The organism is Streptomyces sp. NPDC086835 (assembly GCF_044745705.1).
Lineage (GTDB): Bacteria > Actinomycetota > Actinomycetes > Streptomycetales > Streptomycetaceae > Streptomyces.
In genome coordinates this window covers 78,743-93,480 of the sequence record NZ_JBIVAU010000013.1, presented here as the reverse complement: position 1 = coordinate 93,480, position 14,738 = coordinate 78,743, and the positions used below count along the sequence as shown (strand labels likewise).

At 64.7% G+C, this 14,738-nt stretch carries 13 protein-coding genes; 8 read left to right on the top strand and 5 right to left on the bottom strand.

Going from position 1 to position 14,738, the window contains the following annotated elements; translation table 11 throughout:
• Nucleotides 1–29: 29 nt before the first annotated feature.
• Nucleotides 30–776 (bottom strand): MIP/aquaporin family protein, encoded by a 747-nt coding sequence (locus ACIPJI_RS32790; RefSeq protein WP_402250473.1) that lies wholly within the window; start codon nt 774–776, stop codon nt 30–32.
• Nucleotides 777–1,147: 371 nt separating this feature from the next.
• Here ACIPJI_RS32790 and ACIPJI_RS32785 point away from each other — a divergent pair, with 371 nt between their 5' ends.
• Nucleotides 1,148–2,425 (top strand): YbfB/YjiJ family MFS transporter, encoded by a 1,278-nt coding sequence (locus ACIPJI_RS32785; RefSeq protein WP_402250471.1) that lies wholly within the window; start codon nt 1,148–1,150, stop codon nt 2,423–2,425.
• 330 nt (nt 2,426–2,755) lie between these two features.
• The gene (locus ACIPJI_RS32780) at nt 2,756–3,439 is read left to right on the top strand and encodes a response regulator (RefSeq protein WP_402250469.1); all 684 of its coding nucleotides are present in this window, start codon (nt 2,756–2,758) and stop codon (nt 3,437–3,439) included.
• Nucleotides 3,440–3,828: 389 nt separating this feature from the next.
• On the opposite strand, the gene ACIPJI_RS32775 is transcribed toward ACIPJI_RS32780, so the two are convergent.
• Nucleotides 3,829–5,040, bottom strand: a complete 1,212-nt coding sequence (locus tag ACIPJI_RS32775; protein ID WP_402250532.1) for a serine hydrolase domain-containing protein — start codon at nt 5,038–5,040, stop codon at nt 3,829–3,831.
• 272 nt (nt 5,041–5,312) lie between these two features.
• Nucleotides 5,313–7,118 (bottom strand): glycoside hydrolase family 15 protein, encoded by a 1,806-nt coding sequence (locus tag ACIPJI_RS32770; RefSeq protein WP_402250467.1) that lies wholly within the window; start codon nt 7,116–7,118, stop codon nt 5,313–5,315.
• Nucleotides 7,119–7,470: 352 nt separating this feature from the next.
• Between ACIPJI_RS32770 and wrbA the strand changes: the two genes are divergently transcribed.
• The 6 genes from wrbA (at nt 7,471) to ACIPJI_RS32740 (ending at nt 12,228) form a co-directional block, all read left to right on the top strand.
• Complete coding sequence (wrbA, locus tag ACIPJI_RS32765; protein ID WP_402250465.1) at nt 7,471–8,088, top strand: NAD(P)H:quinone oxidoreductase; 618 nt, start codon at nt 7,471–7,473, stop codon at nt 8,086–8,088.
• A gap of 79 nt (nt 8,089–8,167) precedes the next feature.
• Entirely contained in the window at nt 8,168–9,205 is a 1,038-nt protein-coding gene (locus ACIPJI_RS32760) for a nuclear transport factor 2 family protein (protein WP_402250463.1), read from the top strand.
• A gap of 256 nt (nt 9,206–9,461) precedes the next feature.
• Nucleotides 9,462–9,881, top strand: a complete 420-nt coding sequence (locus tag ACIPJI_RS32755) for an OsmC family protein (protein ID WP_402250461.1) — start codon at nt 9,462–9,464, stop codon at nt 9,879–9,881.
• A gap of 74 nt (nt 9,882–9,955) precedes the next feature.
• Nucleotides 9,956–10,603, top strand: a complete 648-nt coding sequence (locus ACIPJI_RS32750) for an HD domain-containing protein (RefSeq protein WP_402250459.1) — start codon at nt 9,956–9,958, stop codon at nt 10,601–10,603.
• Nucleotides 10,604–10,615: 12 nt separating this feature from the next.
• Nucleotides 10,616–10,744, top strand: coding sequence for a hypothetical protein (locus ACIPJI_RS32745; protein WP_402250458.1), 129 nt, complete (start codon nt 10,616–10,618; stop codon nt 10,742–10,744).
• Nucleotides 10,744–12,228 (top strand): sensor histidine kinase, encoded by a 1,485-nt coding sequence (locus ACIPJI_RS32740; protein WP_402250456.1) that lies wholly within the window; start codon nt 10,744–10,746, stop codon nt 12,226–12,228. Before ACIPJI_RS32745 ends, ACIPJI_RS32740 begins: the two co-directional genes overlap by 1 nt.
• A gap of 428 nt (nt 12,229–12,656) precedes the next feature.
• Here the strand turns inward: ACIPJI_RS32740 and ACIPJI_RS32735 are convergent, their stop codons facing one another.
• On the bottom strand, nt 12,657–13,334 hold the full coding sequence (locus ACIPJI_RS32735; protein ID WP_402250454.1) for a response regulator: 678 nt from the start codon (nt 13,332–13,334) through the stop codon (nt 12,657–12,659).
• Nucleotides 13,303–14,589 (bottom strand): sensor histidine kinase, encoded by a 1,287-nt coding sequence (locus ACIPJI_RS32730; RefSeq protein WP_402250452.1) that lies wholly within the window; start codon nt 14,587–14,589, stop codon nt 13,303–13,305. Before ACIPJI_RS32730 ends, ACIPJI_RS32735 begins: the two co-directional genes overlap by 32 nt.
• Nucleotides 14,590–14,738 lie beyond the last annotated feature (149 nt).

Below are 14,738 nucleotides of genomic sequence, written 5' to 3'. Positions count from 1 at the left end.
CTCCGGTCTGCTACGCGGACGACACCAAGCTACTCAGTCCCTCGCATCCGGATCAGAAGACCAAGAAGAAGGGCTGCCGCCGCGGGGCCCACGAAGTACGGCCAGAGGATGGGCAGTTCGCCGGCCATGAGAGCGGGGCCGAACTGACGCGTCGGGTTGAGGCTGCCGCCAGTAGTCTGCGCAGTCACGCCTATCAGGACGGCAAGCGCCGCGCCCACTGCCCAGGGCATCCATTTGACCGGACCAGGCCCGGTAGACAGAGCCGCCACAACGAAGAGCAGTACGAACGTGGCCGAGGCTTCACCGAGTGTGACAAGGAACGCCGAGGAGGTCGCCGACGGCCTCAGCAGCGCGTAGGCCACCTCCGGGTGAGCCACCGCCGTTCCTGCCAGTTCCCGTGCCACAAGCAGGCCGAACACTGATCCGACCAGCTGCGCCGAGACATACGGCAGAACACAGCGGCCTGGAACCTTCCGCATGGCCCACATCAGGACGGTCACAGCGGGGTTCATGTGCGCTCCGCTGATCCGTCCGAGCGGACTGGCGATAAGCAATGCAACGACGAGGCCGCTGACTACAGCGTCCACAGCAAGGCGTTGCGCCGGGCCGGGGAACACCGAGTGCAGCCCTGCGCCGGGAAGGAACAGCCAGCGGAACAGCAGGCCCATGGACAGCATCAGGACGGCGGTGGCGAACAGTTCCGACGTCCAGACCGCTACGGGGCCTGGAACCCCTCTTGAACGGCTAGGAACGATCTTGAGATGGTCGGTCGTCACGATCGCTGTTCCTTTGGTGGTGGCGAGGGGTTTTCCCATATCAAGCACCACGACCCAGGAAACGTTCACCGCCCTCGCAGACACAGCACCCTCAGATCCGGCCCCCCGCCCGAGGTCACAATCCTCGACGCCGCCTCCTGGATCTTCCAGCTCTCGCGGCTGCCCCGACGTCCATTCCGACTGCACAGGCGCACGTCAGACCGGGCCAAGGGCCCTCCCGCAGAGATGTCCGGATCTGTGTTCTGAACGTCCCGATGCCCAGACAAGGCCCGCCGAGGTGAACGGGTTGATCAGGAGCAAGGGCCTGGAACAGGCCCGCCGGGGGTCGTAGCGGCCTCCGCGTCCATCCACTCCATCTTGAGGAGCTCACGATGAACACCTTGGCAGCGGACGTGAAGCGCCCGCGCTCGGAGTTCTTGATCGCGCTGGGACTGGCCGCAGGCCCCGTGGTAGCACTCGGCTTCACCCGGTTCGCCTACGCCCTGCTCCTGCCCTCCATGCGCAAAGAACTGGACTGGAGCTACGCAGCCGCCGGTGGTCTGAATACCGCAAACGCTCTCGGTTACATCCTCGGCGCCGGATTCGCCGCATGGTTCTCCCGCAAAATGGGAGCCGTCAGAGTCTTTGTTCTCGGCATGATCATCAGCGCCCTCGCCCTCCTCGGCACTGGCCTGACCTCCGACTTCACCGCTCTGTCGATACTCCGCTTCATCGGGGGCCTCAGCACCGCGGCCACCTTCGTCGTCGGCTCCGCCCTCGCCTCCCGCGTCCACACCGGCGGCAAGCAGGCCCGCTCCGCCTCCCTCGTCGGCGTCTACATGGCCGGCGTCGGAATCGGCGTCGTCCTCTCCGGCATCGCCGTCCCCGCAGCCCTCACCGCCTGGGGCTCCTCCGGATGGCAGGCCGGCTGGATCCTCATGGGCATCCTCGCTCTGCTGGCCATCATCCCCGCCACCACCGCTTCCAAGGCCGTCCCCGCCCAGCCCCCCGCCACCACCACACAGGGCAAGGCACGACTGGGACGCATGACTCCCTCCTTCATCTGGTACACCCTCTTCGGCGCCGGCTACGTCTCCTACATGACCTTCGTCATCGCCCTCCTCAACGAACAAGGCCTCGGCACCTGGACCACCGCCGGCTTCTTCATCGTCCTGGGCGCCGCCTCAGCACTCGCCACCCTCCTCGTCTGGGGACGCATCATCGGACGACTCCGCGGCGGCCACGCCCCAGCACTCGTCTCCCTCGTCGTCCTCGTCGGCGTCCTGCCCGTCCTCCTCTTCGACGGACTCACCGCCGCCATCATCTCCGCCGTCATCTTCGGCGCCGGGTTCATGGCAGGCCCCACCTCCATCACCGTCCTCGCCCGCCGCATGCTCCCCCAGCACGCCTGGACCACCGGCATCGCCTGGCTCACCGTCGCCTTCAGCGTCGGCCAAGCCATCGGCCCCCTCATCTCCGGCATCCTCTCCGACTCCGACGGAGGCATCGCCAAGGGACTCTGGCTCTCCGTCATCCTCCTCGCCGTCTCCGCCATCGCCGCCCTCACCCAAAAGGAAGCCACTCCCGGCACCACCGCCCACACCACCCCCGCGACCACCACCCCCGCGACCACCACCACCGCCACCGCCACCGCCACCGCCAAGTCATAGGCGAATGGCCCTCAAGCCGGCCCCAGTTCGCAGCTCCCCCCCCCAGGGCGCGGACAGGGGCTGATGCTGGCCCGCGTTCTCAACGCCAGCCAGCTCGCGTGCCGGTAGACCTGGACAATCGCCCTGACAGGCAGGTCTACCGGCACGCACTCACGTCGGCGGCCATCGATGCCGGCTCGGCAGCCCGCTGCCATCGACCGCCCTGGGACGTCAATCCGCCGCGGACGCTGAAAGCGTCTGAACTCAGGCCACTGCCGATCCACGACGCCAGCGTGGGCCACCGAACAGGACCGCAGGACTCACTCAGTCCAGCTCTTCGAAAAGAAGATCATGCCGAGAATCCTTGTGATCGACAACGATCCGGTCACACGCACCAGCCTTGAGAAGGACCTGACCTACCGAGGCCACCAAGTGGAATCAGCCTCCACAGGAGAATCCGGGCTCGACGCAATCGGCCACTTCAATCCTGACCTCACTCTCGTCGAGTTGACACTTTCCGATATCAACGGGATCGACCTATGCCGCCGCGTGCGAAGCTTCAGCACACTCCCCATCATCATGATCACTGCGCAGGGAAGCGATTTCGACGTCGTCGAAGGACTTGAAGCGGGCGCGGATGACTACATAGTCAAGCCAGCCGGCCACGCGGTGATTGATGCCCGCATACACGCAGTCCTGAGACGCAGCTGGGGCAGGGAGATTGGCGGCATCTCCAGCGAGCTACATGGAGACCTCGTTATCCATCGAAGCGCCCTCACGGCAACCAAACGCGGAAGAATCGTGCCACTCGCGCCCTGCGAGCTTGGCCTGCTCCTCTTCCTCTCCTCCACCCCCCAGCAGGTCTTCTCCAGACAAGTGCTGCTTCAGCACATATGGGAAGACGAGGAGTCCAGTGGAATTCGCGCAGTTGATGCATGCGTTCGCCGACTGCGTTCAAAGATCGAAGACACTCCGAGTCGGCCCCGCTTCATTCAGACCGTACGCGGTTTTGGGTACCGTTTCGGACCTGTCTGATAGTTACCTCTCGCCCGGCCGCTGGGTTCAACCGCTGTAGGACACTCGCCGACGGCGGCGGATGCACCAAGGATGTGTCGAAGCTGAGACCGCCCAGCCAGCTGATCACCGCGTCGTCTGCAGCACCGCCAACATCCGGCCCGCCGCGACCAGTTGGTAGTTGGAGCTGTTGACAGCGTCCCGTACTGCACGGGCCGGCATCGTTCTCAAGGATGTGCTGTCATAAGGCTGATGAGGCGCCCCGGGGCGGACTGCTCGCCGGGCAGTGTCAGTTGTTCGATGGGCAGACGTGGCCACCTCGTTTGTCGAAACATGGATGCCACCCCTACGTCGGGTCAGCCGTAGGGGTGGCATGTGTAGAAGCAGGTGCAGGCGGCTGCTCTGAGCCCCTACTTGGCGTCGCCCTTCGCGGTGTCTTCCGCCAGCAGGCTCTTGAGAGCCATCTGGAATGCTCTGTTCTCGGCTTCGCCGTCGGCCATGGTGTTGATCGAAAGGGTCACCTGGCGGCTGTTGTCGGCGAGGGTGTACGCGTAGGTGGTGTAGCCCGGCGTTCCTCCGGTGTGTCCGTAGGCGGTGCCGAAGTCCGGGTCGTCAAGGCGGGTGATTCCCAGGCCGTACGGTGCGCCGGCTCCGAGCGGCTCCGCTTCCTTCATCTCCTTGAGCATGTCGTCAGAGATGAGTTTCCCGCCGATGAGTGCCTTGTTGAAGGTGTTGAGGTCATGAGTGCTGGAGGTGAGAGCTCCTGCGGCCCACGCCCACGACATGTTGGACTTCGTCATGTCGACGAAGGGGGAGTCCGCTCCGTCAAGCCTGAGGTACGCGTGCGCATGAGGCCCGGGGATGTTCGTGGCCTTGCCAGGGAAAGAGGTCTGGTGCAGCTTGATCGGCTTGAGGATGCGTTCGTCGATCTGCTTCTCTACCGGTTTCCCTGTGACCTTCTCGATCAGGAGTCCGAGCAGCACATAGTTGGTGTTCGAGTATCCGCCCTTGGTGCCGGGCTCGAAGTTCGGCTTGTGCCTGTTGGCTTCCCTGATGAGGTCGAGTGGCGTGTACTGGGCGAAGCGCTTCTCGTAGATTTCGCGAAGGCCTCCGGGCCAAAGGCTTTCGGTGTAGTCGAAGAGCCCGCTTCGGTGGTTCAGCAGCTGACGGACGGTGATCTTCTCTCCAGTGGGGACGAGGCCCGGAAGGTGCCGCTCGACAGAGTCCTCAAGGCTGATCTTTCCTTCGTCGACGAGCTGCAGCACTGCGGTGGCTACGAAGGTCTTGGTGACACTGCCTGCTCTGAAGAGTCCGTCGGGCCGCGGCGGCTCGGTACGCAGGAGGTCTCCCCTACCGCTGCTTCCCGTCCACGTCCCTTCAGCGCTTCGGACCTCCGCCATGGCGCCGGGCGCTCCGGCCTTCACGAGGTCGTCCAGTGCCTTCTGCAGTGCGGGGTTGCTGTGGACCTGGGCGCGGTGGTGGTCGTGCCGGGCAGTTGTGCCAGCGGCTGAGACACGGGGGTCCGCTGACGGTGTTGCGGTTCCCGCGAGAGCGGGGGAAGCCAGAGGAACGGCAAGGACCGCCGAGGTCAGGACGCCGGCAGCCACAGTAGAGAAACGCATGCGTTTTCCTTCGAACTGGAGTGGACTGCTTCCAGCCTGGCTCGTGGTGAATGCCGTTTCCTCAGCCCGCCGGACCAACTGTCGTCTCGGCCGGATCTACGAGATTCTTGCGAGCTCCTTCTGGGGGAGGAGACTCGTGAGGCGCTCCTGGGGTGCGGCGTAGCAGCTCGGCCCAGCGTTCTGCTGCGCTGACCTGCTACGCCGTAAGCTGACCGCAGCAACCGGCGTGGGCCGGGACAGCGTGGGGGTCATTTGTGCCGGCTGCGGTGAGATTATGACTCGGCCTGGTGGATCGCCCAGGCAGCGTTCACGAGGCCGATGTGACTGAAGGCCTGGGGGAAGTTTCCGATGAGGTCTCCGGTCCGGGCATCGACTTCCTCGGCCAACAAGTTGACGTCGTTCGAGCAGCGGGCTGCTCGCTCAAAGACTGCGCGTGCCTTTGTAACCTCGCCGGCCAGGGCGAGGGCGTGAGCAAGCCAGAAGGTGCAGAGCAAGAAGGTGCCTTCTCCGCCGGGCAGGCCGTCATCCGTTGCGGTGTACCGGTAGACGAGCCCTTGTTGGTCTGTGAGGCGGTCCTGGATCGCCCGGATGGTGGCTCGCATCCGGGGCGTGGTGGCTGCTTCGAACCCCACGATGGGCATCATGAGGGCCGATGCGTCGAGAACAGTGGAGCCGAACGCCTGGGTGTAGGAGCCTGCTTCTTCGCTCCAGCCCTGTGTTTCGATCGCAGTGCGGATCGTCTCTCTTGCCTGTAGCCAGGCGGGGATTCGGTCTGTGGCATCCAGGTCGTCAGCTAGTTGCAATGCCCGGTCAAGGGCGACCCAGCACATGAGCTTGGAGTACAGGAAGTGCTGAGGGCCACTGCGGACTTCCCAGATGCCTTGGTCCTTCTCGGTCCACTGGCTGCCGGCAGCGTCGGCGAGGCTTGCAAGGAAGTTCTTGGTCGGGGCATCGATTTCTCCCAGATAGTCGCGCAGGCGGTGGGCTGCTGCCAGCAGTTCGCCGTAGACGTCGAGCTGGCGCTGGTCCCAGGCCCCGTTTCCGATGCGAACTGGTCGGCTGTTTCTCCAGCCGGGCAGGTGGGGCAGCTCGCGTTCGCTGAGGTCGCGCTCGCCCCGGATCCCGAACATGATCTGCAGGTCCTGGTGGTGAGCGGGGTCGCCTGCCGCGGCCTGAGCCATCCAGCGGAAAAAGGCTTCTGCTTCGTCCGGGCAGGCCGCCACCCACAGAGCATCAAGGGTGAAGGAGGCATCTCTCACCCAGGTGAAGCGATAGTCCCAGTTCCGGACGCCGCCGATCTCTTCGGGGAGGGAGGTGGTCGGAGCTGCAACGATCGCCCCGGTCGGCTGGAAAGTGAGGGCTTGCAGCACACGGCCGCTGTGATGCACGAGCTCCTCCCAGGGGCCTTCGTAGGCTTGATGGAGCTCCGACCATGACCTCCATCCCTGGATGGTGTCGTGGAGGTAGGTGAAGATCTCCTTCTGGGAGTACATGGCCGGCTCTCCGCCGGCATGTGCGTAATGCAGAGCAAGTCCTATGCGCTGGCCGGCGTGCAAGGTGGGCCGGCAGCGGGCCGCGTCCGTGATGTCGAGCGGACAAGGACAGCTGAGTCCGAGTGTGTCGGGGCCTCCATGGCACCGCAGGCCGCCCTCTACGGGAATGAGGAGGGGTCTGATGAGCCCGTACTCCGGACGCGGAGCGAACTCCATGGTGAGCTCTACGGAGCCTTGGGTGCATTCGACGGCTCTCAGCAGCATGTGAGGAGCGAGGTGGCCCAGGTCGTGGCCTCGCTCATTCAGCCCCGATGCGAGGGTATCGGTGAGGGTGAGGGTTCCTGTGTCTGTGTGGAAGGTGGTCTCGAGAACCATGGTGCGCTCCAGATAGCGTCGGCTGACGCTGCTGGGAGCGCTTGGCGCGACGGACCAGTGGCCGGCCTGTGGGCCGAGAATTCTTCCGAGTGCTGCCCGCGAATCGAAGTGAGGCAGGCAGAGCCAGTCCACGGAGCCATGACGGCTCACGAGCGCTGCTGTGTGGCAGTCGGAGAGCAGGGCGTAGTCCGATATGGGTTGGTAGGTCATACCGGCACCTCCGCGATCTAGCGGCTTGCTCTTGCGCGAGGTTTGGTCACCACCCGAGTCCACCGGAGTCGTCGGGCCCCTTGTCATCTTCCTATGGACGCGTGAGGGGCGCACCACACTGTTGCCGTGGCCGGGCGCGCTCACTCGGGGCCGGGAGCACCGTTGCCGGCTGAACGTGCGAACGGGCACGCAGTGTGCGCTCGGAGGTATGGCCGACATCGTGGATCCGGCGTCCGGCTTTGCCCTTTTTTGCAGCTTCTAGGCCATGCACTGTGAGGTCAGCGGCGCAATATTCATGCGCGCGCAGCCCCCTCACCCGTGCAGTTCGCACCTGGAAGAGAGTCGGAAAATCATGACCGAGCAGACCAAGGTCGCTGTCATCCATTACTCGTCGACCGGCAATGTCCATGCGCTGGCCACGGCCGTCGTTGAAGGTGCCCTCAAGGCCGGCGCCGATGTGCGTCTGCTCAAGGTCAGGGAGCTCGCCCCTGCCGAGGCCATCGCCGCCAACCCTCTGTGGGAGGCACACGCGGAAGCAACCAAGGACATGCCACAGGCCACCCTCGATGACCTGGAGTGGGCGGATGCAGTCGTCTTCGGCACCCCCACTCGCTTTGGGCAGATGGCATCGCAGCTGAAGCAGTTCATCGACACCACCGGCGGCCTGTGGTTCCAGGGCAAGCTCGCCAACAAGGTCTACGCCGGCTTCACCTCGACAGGCACCGGGGGCGGTTCGGAGACCACCATCGTCGGCCTGAACAACATCTTCACCCACTGGGGCGGGATCATCACGCCTCCCGGATACACCGACGAGGTCGTCTTCCAGCACGGCAATCCCTACGGTGTCGCCCACGTCGACGGCGGGGGAACGGTGCCGGCGGGGGAGGTCCAGCTGGCAGGTGCGCGGCACATAGGCAGCAGGGTCACCCAGGTGGCTACGTGGCTGAAGAAGGGCCAGGCGGACGCGTAGCAGGACATCGCGTACTACTCACTCCACTCGACAGCCCGCGGCGGCACGGACCGCTGGGCCTGCGTCATTAGGAACAAGAATGAAGAAGAAGTCACTTCCCATCGGCATCGCACTGACACTTCTGGCCGGCGGCGGCCTGGCTGCCATGGGCAGCACCGCCTTCGCCGAGGGCTCAGCCACGGGGACGTCGACCCCCCGCGCCCTCGCCGCCGAACAGGCCCGCACCACGTCGCAGGCCAATGCCGAGGTGCTCCAGCAGTTCTACACCGCCTTCACCAAGGGCGACATCGAGGCCGCAAAGTCTTTCGTGACCAGCGACTTCATCATGCACGTCCCTGGCAAGGGAGAGAATGCAGGCCAGTACTGGGGCCACAAAGGGCTCGAAAAGTTCATGAACAACATTCTCTCCTGGAATGGAGGGAAGTTCTCCATGCAGGTGCCGCACGTAGCGGTCAACGGGGACGGTGGCTTCACTCGAGAAGTGGTCGACCTGAACAGGAAGCATGATGCCGAGCGGGATTGGCAGCTCCGGTTCACCATGCATTACAAGTTCAAGGCCGGCAAGGTGTCCGAGGCCTGGACAATGCCGGAAGACCAGCGCCACTACGACGCCTACTGGACGGCCCCAGAAGGGGGCGTTCCCAACGCCGCCACTCAGGTAAATTCGGCGGCCACCAAGGGCTCCCCTGTCATCGATATCAGCAAGGCCGCCAATTCTAAGAATCTGGAGTTCGGCCGAGAATTTTACAAGATGTTCTGGGAGAACGATATCGAGGGCATCGAGAAGGTTATTGACAAGGACATCGTCATCACGATTCCGGGCGAGTCTGACATCTCCGGGACCTTCAAAGGGTTCGCGGGATTCCAGGAGTTCCGCAGCAAGGTGATGGCTACGGTCGGAGACCGCTACAAGCTCGATGTCCCCGACATGGCCGCGAACGACAAGGGCGTGTTCGCAGAGGAGTTCATCCGCATGAACCGCCCCTGGAACAGCAAGGTCGAGCCCATCGAGGTGACGCTCTTCTACACGATCCGGGACGGCAAGATCGTGAAGATGGAGGATATCCCGGAGGACACCTACGCCTGGGAGACCTTCTTTACGAACCCGAAGGAATAAGGCCCTTCAAAGGCTCTTACCAGGTTCCATCCCCCGGGTAGATGATCAAGCCTCCTGACACAACTGACGCAACACTTCAGGTGTCCTGATCCGAGGGCCGGTCGTCCCGAAAGAGTGCCACGCAGGCAGGGCAGGCAGACGTTGACACGGTTGCCTGGCGAAAGCCAGGAAGCCGTTGCGCCACAGACGGCCTCGGTAACAGGCGCTTTACATTCAAGCAGTAGCGCTCGTGCAGCTTACTTTGAAGGGATTCGCAATGCCGCAACGAACAGTCAGGGTCCATGGAGGCCGAAAGTTCACCCGCGTCGTTGGCATCGGCCCGCATAAACTGATCTCCGATGAACCGGAACCGTTCGGATCCGATACGGGGCCGACCCCCACCGAGTTTCTTCTGGCTGCCCTGGCGACGTGCACATCGATGACCGTGCAGATGTACGCGGAACGCAAGGGATGGGAGCTGACCGAAATCGGTGTCAGCACACAAATGGACTACCGCAGCGGTCCGCGTGGACAAATCATCAAGGAGGTCCAGGTCGCCGGAAATCTCGATACGGAGCAAATCAACCGGCTCGCCGCGATTGCGGACCGTTGCCCAGTCCAGCGCATGCTCAGCGAATCAGTGGTGGTGCAGACCCGGACCCTCGTCCGGCCGACCGACCTCTCGACCGCAGCCTGAAAACGAGGACCGGAGCCCGGTGGGTACGTCCGGTCCCACGAGTCACACTTCACCCTTCTCGCATAGGAGGACCCATGTCACCTGACCCGACCAAGGTCGCCGGGATCGCCGTACCCGACAGCAAACTGGCGCGGGAAGCAACCGAGCTCGTCCGGGAGGCAGCCTCGCCCACTGTGTTCCACCACTCGCGGCGGGTCTTCTTCTGGGGCTCCCTACGTGGCCTGGCACGTGGCCTGTACGCAGATCCCGAGCTCCTCTACGTAGGTGCACTCTTCCACGACCTAGGACTGACCGAGCGCTACCGTCGCAACGATCAGCGGTTCGAGATCGACGGGGCAGACGAGGCACGTCGGTTCCTGCAGGCCCAGGGGATCGGCCCGGAGGACGCGCACCTCGTGTGGCAGGGCATCGCCCTCCATACGACACCCGAGATTCCCTGGCACATGGCTCCTGAGATCGCGCTGGTCACTGCAGGTGTGGAGGTCGACGTGCTCGGCCAGGGGTTCGCCGAGATCAAGGCATCGGAACGCAGTGAGGTCGTCGCTCTGCACCCGCGGGTCGACTTCAAGCGGCAGATCCTCAAGGAGTTCACTGCTGGGATCGCCGAGCGGCCTCGGACTACGTTCGGCAACGTCAAGGCAGATGTGCTGGATCGATACTCGCCGGGATACGAACGCGAGAACTTCGTCGACATCATCCTGGGCTCTGACTGGCCTGAGTGATCCAGAGCCACGATGGGTGCCTCCACAGAAGACGGCCACCTGTCAGCGGTGCCGGCTGCCACGGCACCGCTGACCTCGCTGGAGCACAGCGACCACGGCGCGAAGCTGTGCGGCTTCGACTACCGCCTGGGATCGCTGTGATGCGGGACAGGACGAGGCGGCCGAGGCCGACCCAACGCCGCGGTGGGGTCAGGCCCTTCGGGCTGCGTACCCGGCTCGTGCTGGCCTTCCTCCTCGCCGCCGCCCTCGGCTGCGGCACCACCGCTGCCTTCACCTACCGGGCCGCCCGCAACGCCATCCTCGAACAGGCCCAAGACATCGCCGTCTCCGCCTTCCGCCAGCAGGTGGACAACCTCGCCACACCGCTCCGGGTCGCCCCAGGCGTGCTGCGCCGCTCCCTGCTCCGGATCGCCGAACTGGGCAAACCCCGGCCCTGGCGCGTCTACGCCGAGTACGGCACCGTCCGCGTCTCCTCCACCGACCGGTCCTCCTCCCCCGTCATCACCGCCGATCTCCGCGACCGCTCCCAGGACAGCCCGCGCGGTAGCTTCCAGCGGGTCGTCAAGGACGGAACTCCCTATCTCACCATCGGCGTCCCCCGCGTCCTCGAGCCGACTGCCGAGGCCGATGCCCGCCGCACTGGGCTCGTGCTCTACGCCGTCATGGACCTGAACGAGGAGGAGGCCGGCATCGAGGCCACGGCCGATGCCGCCCGCGACGGCGCCTTGGCCGCTCTCGTCGTGGCCCTTGTCCCCGCCCTGCTCGCCGCCCGCAGTGTGCTGCGCCCCGTACGGGACCTTCGGCGCGCCGCCCACAGCATGGGGCGCGGGCGCCTGGACACCCGCGTCGAGGCCAGGGGAAGCGACGAACTCGGTGATTTGGCCCGGACCTTCAACGACGCCGCCGCCGCACTGGAGCGATCCATGGAAGAGCTCCGGCGCGGCGAGGCCCGCGCACGCCGGTTCGCCTCCGACGTCTCACACGAGCTGCGCACCCCGCTCGCCGGGATGCTCGCCGTCACCGAGGTCCTCGACCAGGACGCGGCCCGCCTCGACCCGGACACGGCCGCCGCCGTGCGTCTGATCAGTGCCGAGACCGGCAAGCTCGCCGTCCTCGTCGAGGACCTCCTGGAGATCTCCCGCATCGACGCCGGCGCTGCCGAGTTGAACACCGACGAGGTCGACGCTGCCGAGACAATTCGCAAGACACTCCAGAGCCGCCAGTGGACCGACCGAGACCGGGTCGTCACCGACCTCCCCGACGGCATCCGTGCCCGCCTCGATCCGCGTCGCTTCGACGTGATCGTGGCCAATCTGGTCGGCAACGCGCTGCGGCACGGGAACCAGCCGGTGACGGTACGGCTGTACACCTCGGGTTCCTGGCTGGTCACGGAGGTCGCCGACCACGGCCCGGGCATCCACCCCAAGGCCCTGTCGCACGTCTTCGACCGCTTCTTCAAGGCCGATCCAGCCGGAATCCGCTCGGCCGGCAGCGGACTCGGGCTCGCGATTACCCAGGAGAACGTACGACTGCACGGCGGCACGGTGCGGGCCGCGAACCACCCCGACGGCGGTGCCGTGTTTACCGTGAGGATTCCATGGCATGGAGCCTTCGAGCAGCGGTAGTCCTGCCAGCTCTTGCCATCACCCATACAGCAGAGCGATGTCATCGAGGCCGGTGAAGCAGCGACCATCACCGTCCCGCCATCCAAGCTGCGCCGAACCCTATTCCTCGATGGACGCGGACAGTTGGTGCCCGTCGTCCGCCAGGGAGGCAAGCCGTCGGGTGTGGCGAGGGGGCCAGGGCAACGCGGACATGACCCGCGGACATGACCCCGTCGGCAGGAGTTGACCAGCCGCCGGACGACGGGCCTGGCGCACTGGCGCCACCGTTGAGCCCCGAGCGCAACCTTCCTGGTTCGCTGAAGAGACACTCACCGAACTGGTTTCGGTGGTGGTCGCGAGCAAGGCAGCTTCGACCACGGCGATGGAGGGAGCTCTACACGTCCCAAGGGAATGTCGGGAGCCTTGTACCCAACCATATCCATAAGGCTTCATGGGACATGAGCACTGTCAGGAGTAACCAGGCCCGTGTCGTAAGCGAGAATCACCGCCTGCACTCGGTCCCGGAGATCGAACTTGTCGAAGATGTGCGCAACATGCGTCTTTACTGTGGTCTCGCTGATAACAAGCTCTCTCCCTATTTCAGCATTCGAAAGTCCACGAGCGAGGGATTTGAGTACATCCAGTTCCCTCCCGGTCAGGATCTCCAGGCTCCGAGGAACAGACGACTGGCCGTGGTCGGCGATGCGGGCGAATCGCGCAAGCAACCTGTGGGTGACCCGGGGAGACAGCACGGCTTCGCCGGCCGAAACGGTACGGATGGCCCCTACCAGTGAGTCAGCTGGTCCGTCTTTCACAAGAAACCCGCTGGCGCCGGCCCTCAGGGCATCTGCGACGTACTCGTCGAGATCGAAGGTGGTGAGGATAATGACGCGACTGGAGAGCCCAGAGTCGACAATTCTTCGGGTAGCTTCTACTCCATCAACGTGGGGCATGCGAATATCCATTAGCACAACGTCCGGCTGCAGAGCTCTGGCATCTTCCGCCCCAGATTCGCCATCACTCGCTTCGCCGATTACGGTAATGTCGGGCTCCGCTTCGAGAATCAGACGGAATCCGGTTCGGATCATGGGTTGGTCATCGACCAGCAGTACGCGAATCATGGTCATGCCTTGTATTTCCTTCGGATGAGTCCGTAACAGGGACCGGAATGGTTGCGTGCACACAGAATCCGCCCCCGGGGCGCTCCCCTACGTAAAGCGTTCCCGCCACAGCAGCAATGCGCTCTTGCATGCCGATCAGGCCGTGCCCGGCTCCGCTCGGGATCACCGCAGGTACGAAGTGTTCGCCGGCCTGGCGGCCGCTGTCGCAGACAGTGACGGTGAGCTGGTCCGATTCCCAGGAGAGCCCAAGGGCTACGCGGGTTCGCCCGGCATGCTTAAGCGTGTTGGTCAGGGCTTCCTGAATGATCCGGTAGACCGCAAGCTGGGAAACCGCCGGCAAAGGCACAGGGGGACCGGTGGTGGTGAGCCGCACGTCGAGGCCGGTCGCGCGCACGGCCTCGACCAGGCTCGGTATTTCATCGAGGGTCGGCTGCGGTGGCTGCGCCGGGCTTCCCTCGTCGACGTCCTCGGTGCGCAGCACCTGGAGCAGCCCCCTGAGTTCCGACACTGCGGTGCGTCCAACCTGCTCGATGCTGCGATGCAGCTCGTGGGCCTTGGCTCCATCGCGCTCCTGAATGCGGTCGGCTGCGATGGTCTGCACGACCATCAGGCTGACGTTGTGGGCCACGATGTCGTGAAGCTCACGGGCGATGCGAGCCCGCTCCTGGGCGACGGCAGCACGCGCGTTCGCGGCTCGTTCGCGCTCCACAGCCGCGGCTCGTTCAACCGCCTCGTGCTCCATCCCCTTCCGGGCCTTGTAGAGCCTTCCCAGAGACCATGCAGCGACGAGTAGGACGACGATGGTGAGTGCGGCTGCGATGCGATACCCGTGGGACATCAGCGCTTCAGCCACGATCACGCCGGGGATCATGATCGCAATCACGAAGGCGGCGCCGCGGCGTGTGGAGCGTAGGGCGGTGAGGAAGACCGCGATGGCGAGAGCCACGTACGGGACGCCTACTGCCGCGCCTCGCGGGCCGACAGGCCCGGGGATGTAGTGAAGCCCCTGCAGGGCGGCCAGGGACGCGCCCATGACTGCCAGCACCAGTCCCGGTTTCTTTCGATGAACCGCAACTGGAACAGAAAACAGAAGAACGAATAGATTTCGCCATACATCGGGTTCCCGGATTCCCGGACCCTTGGGCACTTCCGCGGGGATCGCTGAAGCTCCGGCAAGAATGAGGCCGGCCAGAAGGAAGTCGACAGCCACCGCAGGAACTCGTCGCCGCCCAAGGGCATCGAGTTTTTTCATGAGGCTCATCGGTACTCCTGCGGGATGGGTGCTCTGGCCAGCACTCCACTTCCGCTCAGCCTCCCGATACCGGGACGCAGAAAGCAGACAAGGAGCGGATCAGCTGACCCGGATGCAGCTTCCGTGGCGAGGACGTCGCCGAGGCACTGGAGTGAACG